Below are 21,066 nucleotides of genomic sequence, written 5' to 3'. Positions count from 1 at the left end.
GCTTCGAACGACCGGAAACCATGCAGACCGCTGAAATCCACCGCCGCTGGCTCGACTTCTTCGAGAAGCGCGGCCACACCGTCGTCCCCTCCGCCTCCCTCGTCAGCGACGACCCGTCGTTGCTGTTCACCGTCGCGGGCATGGTGCCGTTCGTCCCCTATCTGACGGGAGTCGTCCCGGCGCCCTACCCGCGTGCGACCAGCGTGCAGAAGTGCATCCGGACGCTCGACATCGAAGAGGTCGGCAAGACCCCGCGTCACGGGACGTTCTTCCAGATGTGCGGCAACTTCTCGTTCGGCGACTACTTCAAGGAGCAGGCGATCACGTTCGCCTGGGACCTGCTGACGACCTCCGAGGACGAGGGTGGCCTCGGCTTCGCCCCCGAGGACCTGTGGGTCACGGTCTACGAGGACGACGACGAGGCTCGTGAGATCTGGGGTCGCGTCTCCACCCTCCCGCCCGAGCGCATCCAGGGGCTCGGCAAGGACACCAACTACTGGTCGACCGGCCAGCCCGGCCCCGCGGGCCCGTGCTCCGAGATCTTCTTCGACCGCGGCCCGGCCTACGGCATCGACGGCGGCCCGGCGACGGACGACGACCGCTACGTCGAGATCTGGAACCTCGTCTTCATGCAGTACCTCCGCGGCGAGGGCGACGGCAAGAAGGACTTCGAGATCCTCGGCGACCTGCCCAAGAAGAACATCGACACGGGCATGGGGCTCGAGCGCGTCGCGTTCATCAAGCAGGGCGTCGACAACATGTACGAGATCGACCAGGTGCGCCCGGTGCTCGACCGCGCCGCGCAGCTGGCCGACAAGCCGTACGGCAACGAGGCCCACGAGGACGACGTGCGGCTGCGCGTCGTCGCGGACCACGTCCGCAGCGCCCTCATGCTGATGGCCGACGGCGTGACCCCGTCGAACGAGGGCCGCGGCTATGTGCTCCGCCGCCTCCTGCGCCGCACAGTGCGCGCGATGCGTCTGCTCGGCGTCGAGACCGCGACCTTCCCGGAGCTCTTCCCGGCCTCCCGCGATGCGATGAAGGCGGCGTACCCCGAGGTCGCGATCGAGTTCGACCGCATCTCGCAGCTCGCCTACGCGGAGGAGGAGACCTTCCTGCGCACGCTCGCGGCGGGCACGAGCATCCTCGACACGGCGGTGTCGAACACCCGCAAGGCCGGCCAGGGCCAGCTCGCCGGAGACACCGCGTTCCTGCTGCACGACACCTACGGCTTCCCCATCGACCTCACTCTGGAGATGGCGGAGGAGGCCGGCCTGAGCGTCGACCGCGCGGCCTTCGACACCCTGATGGCTGACCAGCGGTCGCGCGCGAAGGCCGACGCCAAGGCGAAGAAGACGGCGCTGGCCGACCTCTCGGTCTACGGCGCGTTCCGTGCCCAGGGCGAGACGGTCTTCACCGGCTACACCGAGCTCGAGACGGAGTCGAGCGTGCTCGGTCTGATCGTCGACGGCGCCTCGGTCGCCGTCGCTCGCGAGGGCCAGGTCGCCGAGATCATCCTCGGTGCGACCTCCCTCTATGCCGAATCGGGCGGCCAGGACGCGGATGCGGGCACCATCGTGGGGCCGGGCTACGAGCTCGACGTGCTCGACGTGCAGAAGCCGGTGAAGGGCCTCATCAGCCACAAGGTGCTGGTCCGCAGCGGGGAGGTCGGCGTCGGCGCTCCGGCGACGAGCCTCGTCGACCACGAGTACCGCCGCGGCGCCCGCCAGGCGCACTCCGGCACCCACATCATCCACGCCGCTCTGCGACAGGTGCTCGGCGCGAACGCGCACCAGTCCGGATCGTTCAACAAGGCGGGCTACCTGCGCCTCGACTTCTCGTGGAACCAGGCGCTCTCGGCCGAGACGCGGAGCGAGATCGAGGAGATCTCGAACAACGCGATCCGCCAGAACCTCGAAGTGACGACGCGCGAGCTTCCGCTCGACGAGGCCAAGGCGCTGGGGGCGATGGCCCTCTTCGGTGAGAAGTACGGCGATGTCGTGCGCGTCGTCGACATCGGCGGCCCGTGGTCGCGCGAACTCTGCGCGGGGACGCACGTCTCCACCAGTGCCGAGATCGGGATGATCAACCTCGTCAGCGAATCGTCCGTCGGGTCCACCAACCGACGCGTCGAGTCGCTCGTCGGTCTGGAGGCGTTCCGCGACCTCGCCGTCGAGCGCACGATCGTGTCGCAGCTCTCGGGCAGTCTCAAGACCCCCCGCGAGCATCTCCCCGAGAAGATCGCGGACCTGCTGGCCAACCTCAAGGCGGCGGAGAAGCGGATCCAGGCCTTCGAAGCGCGCGCCGTGCTCGACAAGGTCCCCGCGCTCGTCGCGGCGTCGTCCCGCCACGGCTCGTACACCGTCGTGGCGGAGGACGCGGGCACCCTGAACTCCGCGGACGACCTCCGACTGCTGGTGACCACGGTCCGCGAGCGACTCGGCTCCGATCCGGCGGTCGTCGCCCTGGCCGCACAGGCCGGGGACAAGCCGGTCGTCATCGTGGCGACCAACCAGGCCGCACGTGACGCCGGCGCCAATGCCGGCGCCCTGGCGAAGACGGCGGCGGGCGTGCTCGGCGGCGGTGGAGGCGGCAAGGCCGACCTCGCGCAGGGCGGCGGACCCGACGCGGCGGCGATCCCGGCTGCTCTGAGCGCGGTCGTCTCGGCGATCGGATAGGGCGGATGCGCCCCGGAGTCCGGCTCGGGATCGATGTCGGAAAGGTGCGGATCGGTGTCAGCCGATCCGATCCGCACGGCATGATCGCGACGCCGGTCGAAACCGTCGCACGCTCCGAAGACGCTTCGGATCGCCGGAGAATCGGCGCCATTGTGACAGAACTCGGAGTTTTCGAGATTATCGTCGGGTTGCCGTTGGCGCTCTCGGGCGCCCGCACCGCATCCACCGAGGACGCGGTGGCGTTCGCGGAGGCATTGGATGCGGAACTCGACGTCCCGGTGCGTCTCGTCGACGAGCGGCTGTCGACCGTGTCGGCCCACTCGGCCCTCCGCGCGTCCGGCAAGAACTCGAAAAGCGCGCGTCCAGTGGTGGATCAGGTGGCGGCCACGATAATTTTGCAGCATGCCCTCGACGCGGAGCGCGCCTCCGGCCGCCCGCCGGGCCACCCCGTCGAATCGAGCATTGGACCCTGAGTTTGTCGAAGAACCCCGAGGAGCGACCGGAACCCCCCGTGTTACCGGCCGTCAACCGGCAGCCGATGACCCGTCGTGAAGCGCGCGCGGCCCGCGAGGCGGGCGGCGCGGGCGAGACGGACGGCGTTCAGCAGCCGGCATCGCACGATGAGGTGCGCACACCGCAGCCGCAGCAGAGCGACGCGCTCGACCGCCTCGACTTCGACGCGGTGATCACCGGCCCGATCGACCGCGTTCCGGAACCCGAGCCGGAGCCCGTCGGAGCGGCGGTGCGTCACGGTTCGGACGATCTCGCGGCCGACCATCCCGCACGTGCGCTCTTCGGGGCACTCGCGGACGAGCCGGCCGATCGGGAGCCGGCACCGCAGACGGGGGAGTCGCCGCTGGCCTGGCGGCAGCAGAACTACCTCTCGCACGCGGAGCCCAAGCGCAAGCGGCGCTGGGTCAAGCCACTGATCGTGACCGTCGTCATCCTCGCCGTCCTCGGCGGGATGGCGGGCGCGGCGTACGCCATCTTCCAGCCGCAGGTCGCACAGCTCGTCGCCTCCCTCACTCCGAAGGATGACGACTATCCCGGGGACGGGACGGGCGAGGTGATGTTCACCATCGTGTCGGGCGACACCGGGTCGGACATCGCTACGAACCTCCACAAGGCGGGCGTCACGAAGTCCTACGACGCGTTCTACTCCCTCCTGCTCCGGCAGAAGCCGGAGGTCGAGTTCCAGCCGGGCGCCTTCAAGCTCAAGAAGCAGATGAGTGCGAGCGCGGCCCTCATCGCGTTGAAGGACCCTGCGAACCGCGTCGAGAACACGGCCGTGATCCCCGAGGGGACCGCCGAGGTCGACGTGCTGCAGACCGTGGCGGATGTCACGAAGATCCCGATCGCGGACCTCCAGGCGGCCGCGGCCAACCCGGCCGATTACGGCCTCCCGGCGGAAGCGAAGACGCTGGAGGGCTTCCTCTTCCCGGCGACGTACACCTTCGCCCCGGGAACGACGGCCCACGACGCGATCAAGACCATGGTCGACCGGATGTTCCAGTCGCTCGACGCCGCCGGCGTGACGCCCGAGAACCGCTGGAACACCGTGGTGCTGGCATCGATCGTGCAGCGCGAGGCGGGGCTCAAGGACGACTATCCGAAGGTCGCGCGGGTGTTCCTCAACCGGATCCAGCAGGGCTGGGATCTGCAGTCCGACGCGACGGTCGCCTACGGCACGGGCAACACCCACCGGGTGGAGACGACGGATGCCGAGCGCGCGGACGCGAGCAACCCGTACAACACGTACGTCCACCCCGGCCTCCCGGTCGGGCCGATCTCCAACCCGGGGGACCTCGCGATCAATGCGGTGGTGCACCCTGCCGACGGCCCGTGGATATTCTTCGTGACGTGGAACCTCCAGACCGGCGAGACGATCTTCTCGACCACCGAGGCCGAGCACGAGGCCGCTGTGGCGAAATGGCAGCAATGGATGAAGGACAACCCCGGCTATGAGTGACACCCCCCAGAGCCCGAACGAGAGCGACGAGCGAGCGTCGGTCGAGGACGGCGTGTCGGAGGCCTCCGCCGAGGCCTCGATCGCCGGGCTGGTCGAGGCCGAGCGGGCGCTGGAGGCCGAGGAGGCCGCGGTCGCCGAGGCCGAGGACGCCGCCGAACGCGAGGAGCCGCAGGACGACGAGACGGTGGCCGACCCTCCGGCGCCTGCGACGCCCGAACCGGCGAAGAAGGCCCCGGCTGCGAAGGCCGCCCCGGCTGCGAAGGCCGCTGCGTCGAAGAAGCCCCCGGCGCGCCGCTCGCTCGCCGTGCTCGGCTCGCCCATCGCGCACTCGCAGTCGCCGGCCCTGCAGAAGGCCGCCTACGGGGTGCTCGGGCTCGACTGGTCGTACGAGCCGGTCGAGGTCACCGAGGAGACCCTCGCCGGGTTCATGGACGGTCTGGGTGCCGAATGGCGCGGACTGTCGCTCACGATGCCGCTCAAGAAGGCGGTTCTGCCGCTGCTCACCGAGGTCGACCTCGTCGCGGAGCAGACCGGTGCGGCCAACACGGTGCTCCTCGACGGGGAGGCGGTGCGCGGCTTCAACACCGACGTCGCCGGGATCGTCCGGGCGCTGGCCGGTGCCGGGGTCGCCTCGGCCCGGTACGTCCACATCCTGGGCGGAGGCGCCACCGCGGCATCCGCGCTGGTCGCCGCCGCGGAGCTCGGCGCCGAGCGCGTCGATGTGCACGTGCGCGACCTCACCCGCAGCGTCTGGCTGGAGCCGTTGGCGCACGAGCTCGGACTGATGGTGCGGCTGCGGTCCCTCGCCCAGGCGGACCGGTCGCTGGACGTGCCCGAACTCGTGATCAGCACCCTCCCGGGCGGCACGCGGCCCGAGGTCCTGTACACCGATTCGACCCGGCGCCGGGCGGTGCTGTTCGACGTGGCGTACGAGCCGTGGCCGAGCACGCTCGCGACGGCCTGGGCCGCTGTCGGCGGCACGGTCGTCTCGGGACTCGCCATGCTGGTGCACCAGGCCCTGCTGCAGGTGCGGATCTTCGTGTCCGGCGACCCGCTGGAGCCGCTCGCCGACGAGGATGCCGTGCTCGCCGCCATGCTCGACGCGGTCGGCATCGACGCCGCAGGGGTCCCGCTGGAGGCCTGAGGGCCGTCACAGGGCGCGGCGGCCCCCGGCCGCTGTGCCAGAATCGAAGCATGCTTCGTTGGCTCACCGCCGGGGAATCCCACGGCCCCGAACTCATCGCCGTCCTGGAGGGCCTCCCTGCCGGGGTCCCGGTCTCGCTCGACGCCATCCGCGCCGACCTGGCCCGCCGCAAGCTCGGTTACGGGCGCGGCGCACGGATGAAGTTCGAGCAGGACGCCCTCGAGATCTCGGGCGGCGTCCGCCACGGCTCCAGCCTCGGCAGCCCGATCGCCCTGCGCGTCGGCAACACCGAGTGGCCGAAGTGGGTCGACGTCATGAACCCGGAGCCGGTCGATCCGGAGAAGCTCGCCGGAGGGCGCGGTGCCCCGCTGACCCGGCCCCGCCCGGGGCACGCCGACCTCGTCGGGATGCAGAAGTACGGCTTCGACGAGGCGCGCCCGGTGCTGGAGCGCGCCAGCGCGCGCGAGACCGCCGCACGGGTCGCGCTGGGCGCGGTCGCGCGCTCGTTCCTGGCGGAGCTCGGGATCACCCTGGTGAGCCACACGCTCTCGATCGGCCCGGTGCGCGTCCCCGAGGGCGCGCCGCTGCCGACGCCGTCCGACGTGGAGGCGCTCGACGCGGATCCGCTGCGCTGCTTCGACCCCGCGACGTCCGAGCGGATGGTCGCGGAGGTCGACTCGGCACACAAAGACGGCGACACCCTCGGCGGCGTCGTCGAGGTGCTCGCCTACGGCGTCCCGCCGGGACTCGGCTCGCACGTCCACTGGGACCGTCGCCTCGACAGCCAGCTCGCTGCCGCCCTCATGGGCATCCAGGCCATCAAGGGGGTGGAGGTCGGCGACGGCTTCCTGACGACCACCCGCCGTGGCTCGGAGGCGCACGACGAGCTGCTCGCCGAGGCCGGGACGATCGTGCGCGCCAGCGACCGCGCCGGCGGCACCGAGGGCGGCATGAGCACCGGGACGATCCTGCGGGTCCGTGCCGGGATGAAGCCGATCGCGACCGTGCCGCACGCGCTGCGCACGATCGACGTGGCGACGAGCGAGGCCGCCGCGGCGCACCATCAGCGCTCCGACGTCTGCGCGGTCCCGGCGGCCGGCGTGGTCGCCGAGGCCATGGTGGCGCTCGTGCTCGCCAACTCCGTCCTGGAGAAGTTCGGCGGCGACTCGCTTCCCGAGACGGCCCGCAACCTGCGCGGCTACCTGGACGCCATCCCGCAGAACCTGGCGACCGAGCGCGTCGGCGCGCCCTCCGCCTGAACGCCGTGACGGTCGTCCTGATCGGCCCGCCCGCGGCGGGCAAGTCCCGTCTGGGCAAGCGGCTGGCGAAGCGGCTCGGGCTCGCGTTCGTCGACACCGACGCGCGCGTCGTCGCCGACCACGGCCCGATCTCCGAGATCTTCGCCGACCACGGCGAACCCCACTTCCGCGCCCTGGAGCGCGCCGCCGTCGCCGCGGCGCTCCGGGAGGGCGGAGTGGTCTCCCTGGGCGGAGGCGCGGTGCTCGACACCGACACGCGCGCCGATCTGTCCGGGCTGCGGGTGGTGCTGCTCACGGTGCAGCCCGAGGCCATCGCCCAGCGGATCACCGGAGGCAAGCGCCCCCTGGTGACCGACATCGAATCGTGGAAGCGGCTCGTCGCCGAACGCGCCGAGCTGTACGCATCGCTCGCGGATTACACCGCGGACACCTCGACCCGTCCGATCGACTCCATCGTGGAGGAGATCGCCGAGTGGGTCGAGCAGGAGGAAGGACATCGATGACCGACGCCGACACCCCCACCGAGATCCTCGTCGCAGGTGACGACCAGTACCCGGTCATCGTCGGACGCGGCGTGCGATTCGACCTCGCCGGGCACCTCGGCGACAAGGTCAACAAGGTGCTCCTGGTCCACCCGCCGACCCTCGGCGCCGCGGCCGCGGAGCTGCGGGAGTCGCTGCTCGGCCGCTACGAGGTCCTCCTCGCGGAGGTGCCGGATGCCGAGGCGGCGAAGCGCGTCGAGGTCGCGGCCTTCCTCTGGGGGATCATGGGCCAGGCCGACTTCACCCGGTCCGACGCGGTCGTCGGTTTCGGGGGCGGCGCCGTGACCGACCTCGCGGGCTTCGCCGCGGCGACGTGGCTGCGCGGTGTGAAGCTCATCCAGGTGCCGACCACGCTGCTCGGGATGGTCGACGCGGCCGTCGGCGGCAAGACCGGCATCAACACGACCGAGGGCAAGAACCTCGTCGGGGCGTTCTACGCGCCGGCCGCGGTGGTCTGCGACCTCGACACTCTCGCCTCCCTCGGCCGCAACGAGATCCTCGCGGGCTTCGGCGAGGTCGTGAAGTACGGGTTCATCGCCGAGCCCGAGATCCTCGACATCATCGAGCGCGACGTCGCCGTGGCGACCGACCCCGAGTCGCCGGAGTTCCGCCGCCTCGTCGAGCTCTCGATCGGGATCAAGGCCCGGGTGGTGGGGGAGGACTTCACCGAGCAGGGCCTGCGCGAGATCCTGAACTACGGACACACCCTCGGGCACGCCATCGAGCACGCGGAGCGCTACCAGTGGCGGCACGGCGCGGCCGTCGCCGTCGGCATGGTCTACGCGGCCGAGCTCGGCCGGCTGAGCGGACGGCTCTCGGACGAGGCGGTCGACCGCCATCGCCGCATCCTGGAGTCCCTGACGCTGCCGACCACCTACCCGCTCGGGCGGTGGCAGACCCTGCTCGCGACGATGCAGCGGGACAAGAAGGCCCGCGGCAACCTCCTGCGCTTCATCGTGCTGGACGACATCGCGCGCCCGACCGTCCTCGCCGGCCCCGACCAGAGCCTGCTCTTCGCGGCGTACCAGGAGATCGCCTCCTGATGGCCGAACGCTCGATCGCGCAGAAGCTCCTGCTGAGGGCGGGTGATATCCTCGCGGTCGACGCGCGCGCGCCTGGGCTCGCGGCGCTTCTCGGCGCGATCCCCGACGGGGTGAGCGAGGGGCCGGCGGCCGAGGCGTCCGTCGCCGTGCTGTTCGTGGAGAGCCGCGAGGAGCTGCTCGACCGTTTCGGTTCCGAGCTGCCGGCGCTGGCGGGCGCGCGAGCGGTCTGGTTCGTCTACCCGAAGGGCAACCGCGCCGACCTGAACCGCGACACGATCATCCGCGAGTCCGGCGCGTTCGGCTGGCGACCGATCAGCAACGTGTCGGTGGACGAGGTGTGGTCGGCCGTGCGCGTCCGTCCGCTGACCGGCGACGAGACACCGGTAGGGTGAGCGGCATGAGCAGCGTCCTCGTCCTGAACGGCCCGAACCTCGGCCGCCTCGGCACCCGCGAGCCCGGCGTCTACGGTTCGCAGACCCTCGACGACCTGCGCCTCCTGTTGCAGGAGGACGCCCCGGAGCTGCAGATCGATCTGCGGCAGACGGATGCCGAGGCGGAGCTCCTGGGATGGCTGCACGCCGCCGCCGACAGCGGGACGCCCGTGATCCTGAACGCCGGCGCCTGGACGCACTACTCCTACGCGCTGCGGGACGCGGTCTCGCTGGTCACCACGGCCGGCGGCACCGTGATCGAGGTGCACATCTCGAACCCGCATGCCCGCGAGGAGTTCCGCCACACCAGCGTGATCTCGGCCGTCTCGACCGGAGTGATCGCCGGATTCGGCTTCGAGTCGTACCGCCTCGCGCTGGCGCACATTCGCCGAAACGGGCGCTGACGTCTAGAATCTTTCCTGGCCGTCGCTTCGCGCGCGGCGATGTGGACCGCTGACGCCCGCGGAATCCACCCGGAACTCTTTCGCAAACTGAATGGAACTCGCGCATGGCATCGACCGCTGACATCAAGAACGGCATCGTCCTCAACATCGACGGACAGCTCTGGAGCGTCATCGAGTTCCAGCACGTGAAGCCGGGCAAGGGTGGCGCGTTCGTCCGCACGAAGCTCAAGAACGTGACGACGGGCAAGACCGTCGACCGCACGTACAACGCCGGCGCCAAGATCGACATCACCAACGTCGACCGCCGCGAGTACCAGTACCTGTACCAGGACGGCGCCGACTTCGTCTTCATGGACACCAGCGACTACGACCAGATCACCATCCCGGGCCCGGTCGTCTCCGACGCCGCCAACTTCATGCTCGAGAACCAGAACGTGACCGTCGCGCTGCACGAGGGCTCGCCGCTCTACGTCGAGCTGCCGGCCTCGGTCGTCCTCGAGATCACGTACACCGAGCCGGGCCTGCAGGGCGACCGCTCGACCGGCGGCACCAAGCCGGCCACCGTCCAGACCGGCTACCAGATCCAGGTCCCGCTCTTCCTCGAGACCGGCACCAAGGTCAAGGTCGACACCCGCACGGGCGACTACCTCGGCCGCGTCAACGACTAGTGAGCGCCCGGACCAAGGCCCGCAAGCGCGCCCTCGACCTGCTCTACAGCGCCGATCTGCGCCAGCAGCCGCTCCGGCAGGCACTGGCCACCGAAGCGGAGCGCGCAGCCAACGAGCCCACGCGTGAAGCGTCGTGGCTGTACGCGCGTGAGATCGTCGACGGCGTGATCGACCACCAGGACGAGATCGACGAGCAGATCGAGACCTACGCGCAGGGCTGGACCCTCGCGCGGATGCCCGCCGTCGACCGCGCCATCCTGCGCATCGGCGTCTGGGAGCTGCTCTTCAACGACGCCGTCCCCGAGGGCGTCGCGATCTCAGAAGCCGTTGAGGCGGCGACGGTACTGTCGACCGACGACAGCGCCGGCTTCGTCAACGGGCTGCTTGCGAAGATCGCCCAGAGCAATACGACGAAATAGCACCACCCACTACCGAAGGGACGACGTGAAGCGCACTCGCCGCATCCTCGCCGCCACCGTCGTCGCCGTCGCACTGACGATCGGCGTCTCCGCCTGCTCCATGTTCGGCGACACCTCGGTGCCCGTCGCGACCGACAAGCCGCCGACCGGAGTCGATGGCGCGGTGAACTTCGACGACCGCTACATCTCCGCCGGCACCGGGCAGAAGAAGGTCGACATCTGGTTCGACGCCATGTGCCCGATCTGCGGCGCCTTCGAGAAGTCGAACGGCGACACGCTGGAGAAGGCGGTCAAGGACGGCTCGATCACGCTGCGCCTGCACCCGCTGACCTTCCTCGACCGGGCCTCCAGCGGCACCGGGTACTCGACCCGGGCAGCGGCCGCGCTGACCTGCGTGGGCGTCCACGACAAGTCGCGCGTGCTCGACTACTACCAGGCACTGTTCACCGACCAGCCGGAGGAGAACTCGAGCGGTCTGACCGACGACGAGCTCGCGAAGCGGGCCACCGACCTCGGGATCACGGACATCTCGGGCTGCATCGCCCGCAGCGGCCCGTACCAGGCGTGGGCGCAGGCGAACACGGCGCACTCGCAGAGCGGGCCGATCGAGGTCGACGGGAAGAAGGTGCTCGACAAGATCGAGGGCACCCCGACCGTTCTCGTGGACGGCAAGCAGTACACCGGGAGCATCAGCGACGCGGACGCGTTCCAGAAGTTCCTGAACGACAAGTGACGCAGGCCGGGCTGCTATGCTCGGCTCTCGGTAGACATCCTTTAATGAGCCGTCCTGTGAGGCGGGGAAGGAGGTCGGCATGACAGCGCGCACCGTGCTGCAACAGGCTGACATCGCCCGGGCGTTGACCCGGATCTCGCACGAGATCCTGGAGTCCAACCGGGGAACGAACGATCTGGTGATCCTGGGGATCCCGACCCGCGGCGTCGAACTGGCCCGGAGGATCGCCGACACCATCCAGCGCATCGAACCGCAGGCCGTCTCGTCGCCCGCCGACATCGTCGGCGCACTCGATGTGACGATGTACCGCGACGATCTGGCGCGCAATCCGATCCGGACGCCGCAGCCCACCTCGCTTCCCGGGCCCATCGACGGCAAGACGGTCGTGCTCGTGGACGACGTGCTCTTCTCGGGCCGGACGATCCGCGCGGCGCTCGACGCCCTCAACGACCTGGGGCGTCCCCGGGCCGTGCGGCTGGCCGTGCTGGTGGACCGCGGCCACCGAGAGCTGCCGATCCGTGCGGACTACGTCGGCAAGAACCTGCCGTCCGCGGCGTCGGAGCGCATCTACGTACGCCTGGCCGGTGTCGACGGCGAGGAATCGGTGACCATCGAGTCGCCCGAGGATGAGGCGGAGGCCGGCGCATGAGGCACCTCCTCTCGACCAAGACCCTGTCGCGCGACGAGGCCATCCGGCTGCTCGACGTCGCCGAGGACATGGCCGACGTGCAGGAGCGCGAGGTCAAGAAGCTCCCGACGCTGCGCGGCAAGACGGTCGTGAACCTGTTCTTCGAGGACTCGACCCGCACGCGCATCTCGTTCGAGGCGGCCGCCAAGCGCCTCTCGGCCGACGTCATCAACTTCTCCGCCAAGGGCTCGAGCGTCTCGAAGGGCGAGAGCCTGAAGGACACCGCGCAGACGCTCGCGGCGATGGGCGCGGACGCGGTCGTCGTGCGGCACGGCTCCTCCGGCGCCCCGCAGACCCTCGCGACGAGCGGGTGGATCGATGCGGGGATCGTCAACGCGGGGGACGGGACGCACGAGCACCCCACCCAGGCCCTGCTCGATGCGTTCACCATGCGGCGGCGCCTCCACGGGACGGCGTCCCGCGGTCGCGACCTCGACGGTGTCACGGTGACGATCGTCGGCGACATCCTGCACTCGCGCGTCGCACGATCCAACGTCTGGCTGCTGCGCACGCTCGGCGCCGAGGTGACCCTGGTCGCCCCGCCGACCCTGCTGCCCGTCGACGTCTCGGGCTGGCCGGCCTCCATCGGGTACGACCTGGATGCCGCGATCGATGCGGATCCCGACGTCGTCATGATGCTGCGCATCCAGGGCGAGCGCATGAACGCGGCGTTCTTCCCGAACCCGCGCGAGTACTCCCGGCGCTGGGGGCTGGACGACGAACGGCTCGGGAGGCTGCGCACCGATAGCATTGTGATGCACCCGGGCCCGATGAACCGAGGGCTGGAGATCTCCGCCGCCGCGGCGGACTCGCCCCGCTCGACAGTCAGGGAGCAGGTGGCGAACGGCGTGTCCGTGCGGATGGCGGCGCTCTACCTCCTGCTGTCCGGTGGAGAGCGTGAGGCATAAGACGACGATGGACGAGAAACTGGCCGAGAAGTATGTGATCGCGGGCGCGACGCTCGCCGACGGCACGCGTGCCGACCTCCTGATCGACGACGGCCGCATCGCGGAGGTGGGCTCCGGCCTGTCCGCCGCGGGCGCGTCGCGGATCGACGCCGACGGGCTCCTGGCGCTGCCGGGCCTCGTCGACCTCCACACCCACCTGCGCGAGCCCGGCTACGAGCAGAGCGAGACGGTCCTGACCGGCACGCGCGCTGCGGCCGCGGGCGGTTTCACCGCCGTCTTCGCGATGGCGAACACCTCACCGGTGGCCGACACCGCCGGTGTGGTCGAGCAGGTCCTGAGCCTGGGGGAGGCCGCGGGGTACGCGACCGTGCGCCCCATCGGCGCCGTGACCGTCGGGCTCGAGGGCGAGCGGCTCGCCGAGCTCGGCGCCATGGCCGACTCCCGCGCCCGGGTCCGCGTCTTCTCCGACGACGGCAAGTGCGTGTCCGACCCGCTGCTCATGCGCCGGGCCCTGGAGTATGTGAAGGCCTTCGACGGCGTGATCGCGCAGCACGCGCAGGAGCCCCGGCTGACCGTCGGCGCGCAGATGAACGAGGGGGCGCTCTCGGGCGAGCTCGGCCTGGCCGGCTGGCCCGCCGTCGCCGAGGAGTCGATCATCGCCCGCGACGTCCTGCTGGCGGAGCACGTCGGCTCGCGCCTGCACGTGTGTCACGTCTCGACGGCCGGCTCGGTCGACGTGATCCGCTGGGCGAAGGCCCGCGGGATCGACGTCACCGCCGAGGTCACGCCGCATCACCTCCTCCTGACCGAGGATCTGGCGGCCGGCTACGACGCACGCTTCAAGGTGAACCCGCCGCTGCGACGCGCGGAGGACGTGGAGGCGCTGCGCGCCGGGCTCGCGGACGGCACGATCGACATCGTCGCGACGGACCACGCGCCGCACCCGGTCGAGTCGAAGGACTGCGAGTGGGACGCCGCCGCGTTCGGCATGGTCGGGCTCGAGTCCGCCCTGTCCGTCGTGCACGCGTCGGTCGTGGACACCGGACTGCTCGACTGGGCCGACGTCGCACGCGTACTCTCGGCCACCCCGGCCCGCATCGGGCGCCTCGCCGGGCACGGCACGCCGATCGAGGCGGGCGCGCCCGCGGAGCTGTTCCTCTACGACCCGACCGCGTCGCGCTCGTTCGCGACCGGTGACCTCGCCGGGAAGGGCGTGAACTCGCCCTACCTGTCGATGACCCTCCCGGGGCGCGTCGTCGCGACGTTCCACCGGGGCTACGCGACCGTGCTCGATGGCGCGGTCGTCGATCTGGAGGCCGCCCGTGGATAAGTTCCTGCCGACCCTGGGCGTCGCGATCGTGATCGTCCTGGTCCTGCTGCTCGCGCTGTGGGGCTGGCGACGACGGGGGCGGCGCGACGCGTCCGCGGGCGGCGGCCACCCGGTCCCCGCCCAGCTCGGCGCGCCGATCGCCGCGGCCGATGTGCTGTACGTCGCGACGACGAAGGCGGGGGAGCAGCTCGAGCGGCTCGTCCTGCCCGGTCTGGCCTACCGCGGGAAGGGGTCGCTCAGCGTCTCGCCCGAGGGGGTCTCGATCCGTGTCGCCGGGGAGCCTCCCGTCTTCGTGCCCGCCTCGACGCTCACCGGCGTCGGCGCGGCCACCTTCACGATCGACCGGGTGGTCGAGCGCGACGGACTGCTCCGGTTCGGCTGGACCACCAGCGGCGGGGTCCCCGCCGACAGCTACTTCCGGGTCGTCGACCCGGCCGGCCGCGACGCGGTGACCGCGGCCATTCAGAACATCCTCCCCGGCGCGACGCCGACGGGGAGCACGACGGGCCCCGAGGGCCCGGAAGATCAGGAGGTGTGACGTGGCCGCAGGCGACGTGACAGCAGGACGGGCGGTGCTCGTCCTCGAAGACGGGAAGCGGTATGTGGGCCGGGCCTACGGGGCCGTGGGCCGGACGCTGGGCGAGGCGGTCTTCTCGACCGGCATGACCGGCTACCAGGAGACCTTGACGGACCCGTCGTATGCGGGGCAGATCGTCCTCATGACGGCACCCCACATCGGCAACACGGGCACCAACGACGAGGACATGGAGTCCCGCCAGATCTGGGTCTCCGGTTACGTGGTGCGCGAGCCCAGCCGGATCGTGTCCAACTACCGCGCCCAGCGCAGCCTCGACGACGACCTGGTCGCCCAGGGCGTCGTCGGCATCAGCGGCATCGACACCCGCGCGGTGACGCGCCACATCCGCTCTGCCGGTGCGATGCGCTCCGGCATCTTCTCCGGCGCCGACTTCGAGCTCTCCGACAGCGAGCAGCTGGAGCTGGTGCGCAGCGGGGCGGCGATGAGCGGACGCAACCTGTCGGCGGAGGTGTCCACGGTCGAGCCGTACACGCTGCCCGCCGTGGGCGAGAAGGTCGGCTCGGTCGCCGTGCTCGATCTGGGCGTCAAGAAGTCGACCCTCGAGAACCTCGCCGGGCGCGGGCTCGACGTCCACGTCCTCCCGCAGCAGGTGTCGGCGCAGGATGTGCTCGACCTCGGCGTCTCGGCGCTGTTCTTCTCCAACGGCCCCGGCGACCCCCAGGCCTCCGACCGTCATGTGGCGCTCCTCCAGGAGACCCTGCGCGCCGGGCTGCCGTATTTCGGCATCTGCTTCGGCAACCAGCTCCTGGGTCGCGCCCTCGGGCTCTCGACCTACAAGCTCCCGTTCGGCCACCGCGGGATCAACCAGCCCGTGCTCGACAAGCGCACGGGCCGCGTCGAGATCACCGCGCAGAACCACGGCTTCGCCGTGAAGGCGCCGATCGACGCCGAGTTCGACTCCCCGGCCGGTTTCGGCCGCGTCGAGGTCAGCCACTTCAGCCTCAACGACAACGTGGTGGAGGGGCTCAACTGCCTCGACCTGAACGCCTTCAGCGTGCAGTACCACCCCGAGGCGGCGGCCGGACCGCACGACGCCAACTACCTCTTCGACCGCTTCCTCAGCATGATCACCGGTCGCGAGACCACCGACGCTGAGCCCACCAAGGAGGCCGGCGCCTGATGCCCAAGCGCACCGACATCTCATCCGTCCTGGTCATCGGCTCCGGCCCGATCGTGATCGGGCAGGCCTGCGAGTTCGACTACTCCGGCACGCAGGCGTGCCGTGTGCTCAAGCAGGAGGGCGTCCGCGTCATCCTGGTGAACTCGAACCCGGCCACGATCATGACCGATCCCGACTTCGCGGACGCCACGTACATCGAGCCGATCACCTGGCAGGTCATCGAGACCATCATCGCCAAGGAGAAGCCGGACGCCATCCTTCCGACCCTCGGCGGCCAGACCGCGCTCAACGCGGCCATGCAGCTGCACGAGCACGGCATCCTCGAGAAGTACGGCGTGGAACTCATCGGCGCAAAGTTCGAGGCGATCCAGAAGGGCGAGGACCGCCAGATCTTCAAGGAGCTGGTCATCGAGGCCGGCGCCGAGGTCGCGCGCTCCCACATCGCGCACACGGTGGAGGAGGCGCTCGAGTTCGCCGAGGACCTCGGCTACCCGCTCGTCGTCCGTCCGTCGTTCACGATGGGCGGGCTCGGCTCGGGCTTCGCGTACACGCCGGACGAGCTGCGCCGCATCGTCGGCGACGGCATCCACCAGAGCCCCACCAGCGAGGTGCTCCTCGAGGAGTCGATCCTCGGCTGGAAGGAGTACGAGCTCGAGCTCATGCGCGACACCTCCGACAACACCGTCGTCGTCTGCTCGATCGAGAACGTCGACCCGGTCGGCGTGCACACCGGCGACTCGATCACCGTGGCCCCGGCGCTCACGCTCACGGACCGCGAGTACCAGAAGCTGCGCGACATCGGCATCGACATCATCCGCGCGGTGGGCGTCGACACCGGCGGCTGCAACATCCAGTTCGCCGTCGACCCGGAGAACGGGCGCATCATCGTCATCGAGATGAACCCCCGCGTCTCGCGCTCGTCGGCTCTCGCCTCGAAGGCGACCGGCTTCCCGATCGCGAAGATCGCGGCGAAGCTCGCGATCGGCTACCGCCTGGACGAGATCCCGAACGACATCACCGGCGTCACCCCGGCGAGCTTCGAGCCCACCCTCGACTACGTCGTGGTGAAGGTGCCGCGGTTCGCGTTCGAGAAGTTCCCGGCCGCCGACCCCACGCTCACCACCACCATGAAGTCGGTGGGCGAGGCGATGGCGATCGGCCGCAGCTTCTCGTCGGCTCTGCAGAAGGCGCTCCGCTCGCTCGAGAAGCGCGGTTCGTCGTTCCACTGGGGCGCTCAGACCCGCACGGTGGAGGAGCTGCTGGAGTCCATCCGGACGCCCACCGACGGCCGCATCGTCGACGTGCAGCAGGCGCTGCGCCTCGGCGCCACGCCGGAGCAGGTCTTCGAGTCGACCAAGATCGACCCCTGGTTCATCGACCAGATCGTGCTGATCAACGAGGTCGCCGAGCAGATCCGCGACGCGGACACCCTCGACACCGACACGCTGCGCTACGCCAAGGACCACGGGTTCTCCGACGCGCAGATCGGCGAGCTCCGCGGGTTCGGCGAGGCGGATGTGCGGGAGGTCCGGCACATCCTCGGCGTCCGCCCGGTCTACAAGACGGTCGACACCTGCGCCGGCGAGTTCCCGGCGCTGACGCCCTACCACTACTCCAGCTACGACCTGGAGACCGAGGTGGCCCCGAGCGACAAGCGCAAGGTCGTCATCCTGGGCTCCGGCCCGAACCGCATCGGCCAGGGCGTCGAGTTCGACTACTCCTGCGTGCACGCGTCCTTCGCGCTGCACGACGCCGGGTTCGAGACGATCATGATCAACTGCAACCCCGAGACGGTCTCGACCGACTACGACACGAGCGACCGTCTGTACTTCGAGCCGCTGACGCTCGAAGACGTGCTCGAGGTCATCCACGCCGAGTCGCAGTCCGGCGAGCTCGTCGGCGTCGTCGTGCAGCTCGGCGGCCAGACCGCCCTCGGCCTCGCGAAGGGCCTGGAAGCGGCGGGCGTGCCGATCCTCGGCACCACGCCGGAGGCGATCGACTTGGCGGAGGAGCGCGGACTGTTCGCCGAGATCCTCGACAACGCCGGCCTGCTCGCCCCGCGCAACGGCACCGCGGTCGACTTCCCGAGCGCGGCCCAGGCGGCCGAGCAGATCGGGTACCCGGTGCTGGTCCGCCCCAGCTTCGTCCTGGGCGGCCGCGGGATGGAGATCGTCTACGACACCCCGTCGCTGGCCGACTACTTCGAGCGGGTCGCCGGGCAGGGGATCGTGGGCCCGTCCCACCCGCTGCTGGTCGACCGCTTCCTCGACGACGCGATCGAGATCGACGTCGACGCGCTGTACGACGGGGAGCGCCTCTACATCGGCGGCGTCATGGAGCACATCGAGGAGGCCGGCATCCACTCCGGCGACTCGAGCTGCACCCTCCCTCCGATCACGCTGGGGCGCCGGGAGATCGACCGCGTCCGCGAGGCGACCCTCAAGATCGCCGAGGGCATCGGCGTGCGCGGCCTGCTGAACGTGCAGTTCGCGATCGGCGCCGGGGTCCTCTACGTGCTGGAGGCGAACCCGCGCGCGTCGCGCACCGTACCGTTCGTGTCGAAGGCGCTGGGCATCCCGCTGGCCAAGGCGGCGTCGCGCATCATGGTCGGCGCCACGGTCGACGGGCTGGTCGCAGAAGGTCTGCTCCCGGAGCAGGACGGCTCGGTCATCCCGATGGACTCGCCGGTGGCCGTGAAGGAGGCGGTGCTTCCGTTCAAGCGCTTCCGCACCCGCGAGGGCAAGATCGTCGACTCCGTGCTCGGCCCGGAGATGCGCTCGACCGGCGAGGTCATGGGCATCGACAAGGACTTCCCGACCGCGTTCGCGAAGAGCCAGGCGGCGGCCTACGGCGGGATGCCGCTGACCGGCACGGTCTTCGTCTCGGTCTCCGACCGCGACAAGCGCGCCATCGTCCTGCCCGTCCTGCGGCTGAAGCAGCTCGGCTACGAGATCCTCGCGACCGAGGGAACGGCGGAGGTGCTGAACCGCAACGGGATCGCCGCGAGCGTCGTCCGCAAGTACAGCGAATCGCAGGACGACTCGATCGTCGACCTGATCACGCGCAACGAGGTGGACGTCGTCATCAACACCCCGAGCGGCGGCACCACCCGCGCCGACGGCTACGAGATCCGTGCGGCGGCCGTCGCGGGGGACAAGCCGCTGTTCACGACGATCGCCGAGCTGAGCGCGGCCGTGGCCTCGCTCGACGCGGTGCGCGAGGGCTTCGAGGTGACGTCGCTGCAGGAGTACGCCCTCCAGCGGGCGTCGCGCGCATGAGCGGAGCCGTCGCAGCGTTCGGCGATCGCCTCGCGGAGGCGTTCGCCGAACGCGGGCGCCTCTGCGTCGGCATCGACCCGCACGCGCACCTGCTCGCCGACTGGGGCCTGCCGGCCTCGGCCGCGGGCGTGCGCGAGTTCGGCCTGATCGCGGTCGAGGCCGCGGCGGGCCGGGCCGGGCTGGTCAAGCCGCAGGTGGCGTTCTTCGAGCGGTACGGCTCCGCGGGCTACGCGGCTCTGGAGGAGGTGATCGCCGCGGCACGCGCAGCGGGCCTGCTGGTGATCGCCGACGCCAAGCGCGGCGACATCGGCACCAGCGTGACCGCGTACGCGGACTCGTGGCTCACTCCCGGATCTCCGTTGGAGGCCGACGCGCTGACCGTCTCCGCCTTCCAGGGAGTCGGGTCGCTCGCCGATCCGATGCGGCTCGCCGAGCAGCACGGCAAGGGCCTGTTCGTGCTCGCGGCGACGTCGAATCCCGAGGCCGCCTCCCTGCAGCAGGCGGTCGTCGCCTCCGGCGGGCATGCGGGGATGACCGTCGCCCGTGCGATCATCGAAGACGTGCACGCGTTCAACCAGCAGCAGCCGGAGCACGCCTACGGCACCGTCGGGCTCGTGCTCGGCGCGACCGTCGACCTCGCGGCCTACGGCATCGACACGGTCGATGCCCCTTCCGCCCCCGCCGTCCCCGTCCTGGCGCCGGGGTTCGGCCATCAGGGAGCCCGCGTCGAGGACGCGCCGCGCCTGTTCGGAGCGTTCGCGCCCGGCGTGATCGTGAGCGAGTCGCGCGGCCTGCTGGCCGCCGGTCCGGGCGGCCTCGCCGATGCCGTGTCGCGCCGTGCCCAGGAGGTGCGCGTCAGCCATGGCTGAGTCCGTCTCCCGCCGCCCGGCGCCGCCCGAGGTGGACCGCCTCGCCGCCTCGCAGGCCGCCGTCGCCGCCCGCCGTGCGCGCGCCGCGGTGAAGCGGTCGATCGCATCGCGCGAGGTGTCGCCTCTCACGGTGCTCGATCACGCGACCGCGCAGCCCGACGGCGTCGAAGGGCGCCTGCGCGTGACCGAGTTCCTGCTCAGCGTGCCCGCGATCGGGACCACCAAGATGCAGGAGGCCCTCTCCGCGCTGGGCATCTCGCCCGCCAAGCGCCTGGGCGGCCTCGGGCGGCACCAGCGTCTGCGCCTGCGCGACTTCCTCATCGAGCGCGAGAACAAGGCCGGGCGCCAGCGCAACCAGCTCGTCGTGCTGGCCGGCCCGACGGCGGTCGGCAAGGGCACGGTCTCGACGTACATCCGCGAGAACTACCCGGACGTGCTCCTCTCCGTCTCGGCCACGACCCGCGCGCCGCGCCCGGGCGAGGTCGACGGGGTGAACTACTACTTCGTGGACGACGAGGAGTTCGACCGGATGATCGAGGAGGGCGAGCTCCTCGAGTACGCGACCGTGCACAACGCCTATCGGTACGGCACCCCGCGCGGCCCGATCGAGAAGGCGCTGGACGCCGGACGGAGCGTGCTGCTCGAGATCGACCTGCAGGGCGCGCGCAGCGTGCGGGAGAGCATGCCGGAGGCCCGGCTGATCTTCCTCCTGCCGCCGACCTGGGAGGAACTGGTGCGCCGGCTGATCGGCCGCGGCACCGAGGACTCCGCCGAACAGGCGCGCCGTCTGGAGACCGCGAAGGTCGAATTGGCCGCCCAGGACGAGTTCGATCACCGCGTCGTGAACCACGACGTCGCCGAGGCCGCCCGCGAGGTCGTAGACTTGATGAAGGTCCGCGCGGCGCCGTCTCGTCCGTAGACCGCTCTCGTCGCGCCGCACCCGGCGCCGGTCGCCTCACGTCGACCGCCCAGAACGACCCGGGCC

Annotated in this window: 20 protein-coding genes; all 20 read left to right on the top strand. The window is 70.7% G+C overall.

Annotation, left to right across the window (positions count from 1 at the left end):
* The first annotated feature begins 20 nt into the window (after window positions 1-20).
* The 20 genes from alaS (at window position 21) to gmk (ending at window position 21,000) form a co-directional block, all read left to right on the top strand.
* Complete coding sequence (alaS, locus tag ACFVU2_RS10530) at window positions 21-2,678, top strand: alanine--tRNA ligase (RefSeq protein WP_387873679.1); 2,658 nt, start codon at window positions 21-23, stop codon at window positions 2,676-2,678.
* A gap of 5 nt (window positions 2,679-2,683) precedes the next feature.
* Window positions 2,684-3,151 (top strand): Holliday junction resolvase RuvX, encoded by a 468-nt coding sequence (gene ruvX / locus ACFVU2_RS10525; RefSeq protein ID WP_387873677.1) that lies wholly within the window; start codon window positions 2,684-2,686, stop codon window positions 3,149-3,151.
* Window positions 3,152-3,216: 65 nt separating this feature from the next.
* The gene (mltG, locus tag ACFVU2_RS10520) at window positions 3,217-4,647 is read left to right on the top strand and encodes an endolytic transglycosylase MltG (protein ID WP_387873674.1); all 1,431 of its coding nucleotides are present in this window, start codon (window positions 3,217-3,219) and stop codon (window positions 4,645-4,647) included.
* Entirely contained in the window at window positions 4,640-5,791 is a 1,152-nt protein-coding gene (locus ACFVU2_RS10515; RefSeq protein ID WP_387873671.1) for a shikimate dehydrogenase, read from the top strand. The genes mltG and ACFVU2_RS10515 overlap by 8 nt, the downstream gene beginning before the upstream one ends.
* Window positions 5,792-5,841: 50 nt before the next feature.
* Window positions 5,842-7,050, top strand: a complete 1,209-nt coding sequence (gene aroC, locus ACFVU2_RS10510) for a chorismate synthase (protein WP_387873669.1) — start codon at window positions 5,842-5,844, stop codon at window positions 7,048-7,050.
* Between the two features lie 5 nt (window positions 7,051-7,055).
* Window positions 7,056-7,553 (top strand): shikimate kinase, encoded by a 498-nt coding sequence (locus ACFVU2_RS10505; protein ID WP_387873666.1) that lies wholly within the window; start codon window positions 7,056-7,058, stop codon window positions 7,551-7,553.
* Window positions 7,550-8,635 (top strand): 3-dehydroquinate synthase, encoded by a 1,086-nt coding sequence (gene aroB / locus ACFVU2_RS10500; RefSeq protein WP_387873663.1) that lies wholly within the window; start codon window positions 7,550-7,552, stop codon window positions 8,633-8,635. The genes ACFVU2_RS10505 and aroB overlap by 4 nt, the downstream gene beginning before the upstream one ends.
* Window positions 8,635-9,027: a hypothetical protein gene (locus ACFVU2_RS10495; protein ID WP_387873660.1), complete on the top strand. Its 393-nt coding sequence runs from the start codon at window positions 8,635-8,637 to the stop codon at window positions 9,025-9,027. Before aroB ends, ACFVU2_RS10495 begins: the two co-directional genes overlap by 1 nt.
* Window positions 9,028-9,032: 5 nt before the next feature.
* Complete coding sequence (locus ACFVU2_RS10490) at window positions 9,033-9,470, top strand: type II 3-dehydroquinate dehydratase (protein WP_387873657.1); 438 nt, start codon at window positions 9,033-9,035, stop codon at window positions 9,468-9,470.
* A 104-nt stretch (window positions 9,471-9,574) separates the two neighbouring features.
* A complete protein-coding gene (gene efp / locus ACFVU2_RS10485) occupies window positions 9,575-10,138 on the top strand; it encodes an elongation factor P (protein WP_387873654.1) in 564 nt (187 codons plus the stop codon).
* Window positions 10,138-10,557 (top strand): transcription antitermination factor NusB, encoded by a 420-nt coding sequence (nusB, locus tag ACFVU2_RS10480; RefSeq protein ID WP_387873652.1) that lies wholly within the window; start codon window positions 10,138-10,140, stop codon window positions 10,555-10,557. The genes efp and nusB overlap by 1 nt, the downstream gene beginning before the upstream one ends.
* A 25-nt stretch (window positions 10,558-10,582) precedes the next feature.
* Window positions 10,583-11,290, top strand: a complete 708-nt coding sequence (locus ACFVU2_RS10475) for a DsbA family protein (protein WP_387873650.1) — start codon at window positions 10,583-10,585, stop codon at window positions 11,288-11,290.
* A gap of 79 nt (window positions 11,291-11,369) precedes the next feature.
* Entirely contained in the window at window positions 11,370-11,939 is a 570-nt protein-coding gene (pyrR, locus tag ACFVU2_RS10470; RefSeq protein ID WP_387873647.1) for a bifunctional pyr operon transcriptional regulator/uracil phosphoribosyltransferase PyrR, read from the top strand.
* Complete coding sequence (locus tag ACFVU2_RS10465; RefSeq protein ID WP_387873644.1) at window positions 11,936-12,886, top strand: aspartate carbamoyltransferase catalytic subunit; 951 nt, start codon at window positions 11,936-11,938, stop codon at window positions 12,884-12,886. Before pyrR ends, ACFVU2_RS10465 begins: the two co-directional genes overlap by 4 nt.
* A gap of 7 nt (window positions 12,887-12,893) precedes the next feature.
* Window positions 12,894-14,216, top strand: a complete 1,323-nt coding sequence (locus tag ACFVU2_RS10460; protein WP_387873641.1) for a dihydroorotase — start codon at window positions 12,894-12,896, stop codon at window positions 14,214-14,216.
* Window positions 14,209-14,754 carry a hypothetical protein gene (locus tag ACFVU2_RS10455; protein ID WP_387873638.1) on the top strand — a complete coding sequence of 182 codons (546 nt, stop codon included), beginning with the start codon at window positions 14,209-14,211 and terminating at the stop codon, window positions 14,752-14,754. Before ACFVU2_RS10460 ends, ACFVU2_RS10455 begins: the two co-directional genes overlap by 8 nt.
* 1 nt (window position 14,755) lies before the next feature.
* A complete protein-coding gene (carA, locus tag ACFVU2_RS10450; RefSeq protein WP_387873635.1) occupies window positions 14,756-15,934 on the top strand; it encodes a glutamine-hydrolyzing carbamoyl-phosphate synthase small subunit in 1,179 nt (392 codons plus the stop codon).
* Window positions 15,934-19,212: a carbamoyl-phosphate synthase large subunit gene (gene carB / locus ACFVU2_RS10445; protein ID WP_387873631.1), complete on the top strand. Its 3,279-nt coding sequence runs from the start codon at window positions 15,934-15,936 to the stop codon at window positions 19,210-19,212. Before carA ends, carB begins: the two co-directional genes overlap by 1 nt.
* Window positions 19,209-20,081, top strand: coding sequence for an orotidine-5'-phosphate decarboxylase (pyrF, locus tag ACFVU2_RS10440; RefSeq protein ID WP_387873629.1), 873 nt, complete (start codon window positions 19,209-19,211; stop codon window positions 20,079-20,081). The genes carB and pyrF overlap by 4 nt, the downstream gene beginning before the upstream one ends.
* The gene (gene gmk / locus ACFVU2_RS10435) at window positions 20,074-21,000 is read left to right on the top strand and encodes a guanylate kinase (protein WP_387873626.1); all 927 of its coding nucleotides are present in this window, start codon (window positions 20,074-20,076) and stop codon (window positions 20,998-21,000) included. Before pyrF ends, gmk begins: the two co-directional genes overlap by 8 nt.
* Window positions 21,001-21,066: the final 66 nt, after the last annotated feature.

The sequence above is a fragment of the Leifsonia sp. NPDC058194 genome (assembly GCF_042883605.1).
Lineage (GTDB): Bacteria > Actinomycetota > Actinomycetes > Actinomycetales > Microbacteriaceae > Leifsonia.
Note: the sequence above shows the minus strand (reverse complement) of the source record. Positions and strands in the feature narration are given on the sequence as shown.

Excerpts from the sequence above, each read along its gene's own strand:
- alaS (WP_387873679.1), top strand. The coding sequence starts at position 21 with ATGCAGACCGCTGAAATCCACCGCCGCTGGCTCGACTTCTTCGAGAAG.
- ruvX (WP_387873677.1), top strand. The coding sequence starts at position 2,684 with ATGCGCCCCGGAGTCCGGCTCGGGATCGATGTCGGAAAGGTGCGGATC.
- mltG (WP_387873674.1), top strand. The coding sequence starts at position 3,217 with ATGACCCGTCGTGAAGCGCGCGCGGCCCGCGAGGCGGGCGGCGCGGGC.
- ACFVU2_RS10515 (WP_387873671.1), top strand. The coding sequence starts at position 4,640 with ATGAGTGACACCCCCCAGAGCCCGAACGAGAGCGACGAGCGAGCGTCG.
- aroC (WP_387873669.1), top strand. The coding sequence starts at position 5,842 with ATGCTTCGTTGGCTCACCGCCGGGGAATCCCACGGCCCCGAACTCATC.
- aroB (WP_387873663.1), top strand. The coding sequence starts at position 7,550 with ATGACCGACGCCGACACCCCCACCGAGATCCTCGTCGCAGGTGACGAC.
- ACFVU2_RS10495 (WP_387873660.1), top strand. The coding sequence starts at position 8,635 with ATGGCCGAACGCTCGATCGCGCAGAAGCTCCTGCTGAGGGCGGGTGAT.
- ACFVU2_RS10490 (WP_387873657.1), top strand. The coding sequence starts at position 9,033 with ATGAGCAGCGTCCTCGTCCTGAACGGCCCGAACCTCGGCCGCCTCGGC.
- efp (WP_387873654.1), top strand. The coding sequence starts at position 9,575 with ATGGCATCGACCGCTGACATCAAGAACGGCATCGTCCTCAACATCGAC.
- pyrR (WP_387873647.1), top strand. The coding sequence starts at position 11,370 with ATGACAGCGCGCACCGTGCTGCAACAGGCTGACATCGCCCGGGCGTTG.
- ACFVU2_RS10465 (WP_387873644.1), top strand. The coding sequence starts at position 11,936 with ATGAGGCACCTCCTCTCGACCAAGACCCTGTCGCGCGACGAGGCCATC.
- ACFVU2_RS10460 (WP_387873641.1), top strand. The coding sequence starts at position 12,894 with ATGGACGAGAAACTGGCCGAGAAGTATGTGATCGCGGGCGCGACGCTC.
- carB (WP_387873631.1), top strand. The coding sequence starts at position 15,934 with ATGCCCAAGCGCACCGACATCTCATCCGTCCTGGTCATCGGCTCCGGC.
- pyrF (WP_387873629.1), top strand. The coding sequence starts at position 19,209 with ATGAGCGGAGCCGTCGCAGCGTTCGGCGATCGCCTCGCGGAGGCGTTC.
- gmk (WP_387873626.1), top strand. The coding sequence starts at position 20,074 with ATGGCTGAGTCCGTCTCCCGCCGCCCGGCGCCGCCCGAGGTGGACCGC.